We start from the raw sequence: 2,529 nt of genomic DNA on the forward strand, positions 1-2,529 counted from the left end.
GCGGCGTGCCGCTGGCCGCGGGCGCCGGCTGGGCCCATAAGCACGCCGGCACCGACCGCGTCGCCGTGACCTATTTCGGCGACGGCGCGGTGAACATCGGCTCGGTGCTGGAAACCATGAACCTGACCGCGGCGTGGAAGACGCCGCTTTGCTTCTTCATCGAAAACAACCGCTACGCCGTCTCCACCACGGTGGAAGAGTCCACCGCCGAACCGCGCCTGTCGGCGCGCGGCCTGGCCTTCAACATTCCGTCGTGGAAGGTGGACGGCATGGATCCGCTGGCAGTCCATCTGGCCATGTCCGAAGCCGTGGCGCACATGCGCGCCGGCAACGGCCCGACCATCGTCGAAGTGGACGTGTACCGCTTTTTCCACCAGAACGGCCCCTTCCCAGGCAGCGCCTTCGGCTACCGCAGCAAGGACGAAGAATCGCAATGGCGCCGCCGCGATCCGCTGGACAAGATCGCCACGGAGATGATCGGCCGCAAGCTGATCACGCAAGCCGAAGTGGACGCCCTGCGCCAGCGCTGCAAGGACGTGATGAAGGACGTGTCCGGTCGCCTGACCGAAGCCGCCGACGGCGGCAAGCGCCGCGTGCGCGCCGACCTCTGGCCCAGCCCCGATTTCCGCGATGTGGGCCTGCGCAGCGACGGCTCGGAACTGGCCGGCCTGCGCTACCAGGAAGCCGCTGACTACGCTGGCCAATCCGCCGAGCGCAAGTTCGTGGACGCGGTCGCCGACGTGCTGGACCGCCGCATGGAAACCGATGCCGGCGTGGTGGTGCTCGGTGAAGACGTGCACCGCCTGAAGGGCGGCACCAACGGCGCCACGCGCGGCCTGAAGGACAAGTATCCCGACCGCGTGCTGGGCACCCCCATTTCGGAAAACGCCTTCGCCGGCCTGGGCGGCGGCCTGGCCATGGACGGCCGCTACCGGCCGATCGTGGAGTTCATGTACCCCGACTTCATGTGGGTCGCGGCGGACCAGATCTTCAACCAGATCGGCAAGGCCCGCCACATGTTCGGCGGCGACATCGACGTGCCCTTCGTGCTGCGCACCAAGGTCGCGATGGGCACGGGCTACGGTTCGCAGCACTCGATGGACCCGGCCGGCATCTTCGCCACCGCGCCCGGCTGGCGCGTCGTCGCGCCGTCCACGCCCTACGATTACGTCGGCCTGATGAACACCGCACTGGCCTCCAAGGACCCGGTGCTGGTGATCGAACACGTGGACCTGTACGCCTCGTCGGGCGAGGTGCCCACGGACGACCTGGACTACGCCATCCCCTTCGGCCGCGCGCACGTGCGCCGCGCAGGCGGCAAGGTCACCATCCTGACCTACCTGTCCATGGTCAGCCGCGCGCTCAAGGCCGCGGAAGAAGCGGGCGTGGACGCCGAGGTGATCGACTTGCGCACGCTGGACCGCGCCAGCCTGGACTGGGACACCATCGGCGCCAGCATCATGAAGACCAACAACGTGCTGATCGTGGAGCAAGGCGCGCGCGGCACGTCCTACGGCGCCATGCTGGCCGACGAGATCCAGCGCCGCTACTTCGACTGGCTGGACCAGCCGATCAAGCGCGTGACCGGCGGCGAGGCCTCGCCCAGCATCTCCAAGGTGCTGGAGCGCGCCGCGTTTGCTGATACCGAGGAAGTGATGGCCGGCCTGGCCGACGTGCTGGCCGACCTGGGAGAACAGGCATGAGCGCATCCCTGCACATGACCGTGCCGATGGAAATCGGCATCTGCTGCGCCGACCTGGACGCGCTGCTGGCCTTCTACACCGAGGTGGTGGGCCTGAAGCTCGTCAACCGCGTGAGCGTGCCGGCCGACAAGGCCCAGGCCACCGGCCTGACGCGCCATGGCTACGACGTGGCGCGGCTTCAGACCAGCTACGGCGAACGCATCAAGCTGCTGCAGCCCAGCGTGCCGCCGGAAGCCGCTGCGCACGGCGCCGCCATCCTGGACCGCCAGGGCGCGACATACCTGACCTTCATCGTGCGCGACTTGCCCGGCGTGGTGCGCGAACTGGAAGCGAAGGGCGTGGCTTTCGACAGCAAGCCTGCGCCGATGGAAGTGCGGCCCGGCACCTGGCTGGCCTTCTTCCGCGACCCCGAAGGCAATGTGCTGGAGCTGGTCGAATACGACGATCCCGCCACCTACCGGCCCGACCTGGCCGGCGCCGCAGAATAGGACGAACAACGTGGCACACCTTATCAAGCTCCCCTCCGTTGCGGCCGACACCTCGGGCGGCACGCTGCACCAGTGGCTCAAGAAAGAAGGCGACACCGTCGCCGTGGGCGACGCGCTGGCGGAAATCGAAACCGAGAAAGCCATCGTCGAGATCAATGCCGAGCAGGCCGGCGTGCTGGGCCGCATCGTGGTCCAGGCCGGCGCGGCCTCGGTGCCGGTGAACACCGTCATCGGCGTGCTGCTGGCGCAGGGCGAAGACGCTACGGCCATCGACCGCGCGCTGGCCGAGGCTGGCGCCATGCCGCCCGCGGCAACGCCGGCGGCTGCTGTTGTGGCCA

Annotated in this window: 3 protein-coding genes; all 3 read left to right on the forward strand. The window is 68.5% G+C overall.

Annotated features, from left to right (window positions below; translation table 11 throughout):
* Positions 1 to 1,703, forward strand: a 1,703-nt coding sequence (locus VIR09_RS06570) for a dehydrogenase E1 component subunit alpha/beta (RefSeq protein WP_332012139.1), incomplete at its 5' end; no start/stop codon positions are given.
* Positions 1,700 to 2,191, forward strand: coding sequence for a VOC family protein (locus tag VIR09_RS06575; RefSeq protein WP_332012140.1), 492 nt, complete (start codon positions 1,700 to 1,702; stop codon positions 2,189 to 2,191). The genes VIR09_RS06570 and VIR09_RS06575, both read left to right, overlap by 4 nt.
* Positions 2,192 to 2,201: 10 nt before the next feature.
* On the forward strand, positions 2,202 to 2,529 hold a 328-nt coding region (locus VIR09_RS06580), incomplete at its 3' end, for a biotin/lipoyl-containing protein (RefSeq protein ID WP_332012141.1).

The sequence above is a fragment of the Achromobacter sp. genome (assembly GCF_036567245.1).
GTDB lineage: Bacteria > Pseudomonadota > Gammaproteobacteria > Burkholderiales > Burkholderiaceae_B > Achromobacter.

Coding starts and splice junctions, on each gene's coding strand:
- VIR09_RS06575 (WP_332012140.1), top strand. CDS start 1,700: ATGAGCGCATCCCTGCACATGACCGTGCCGATGGAAATCGGCATCTGC.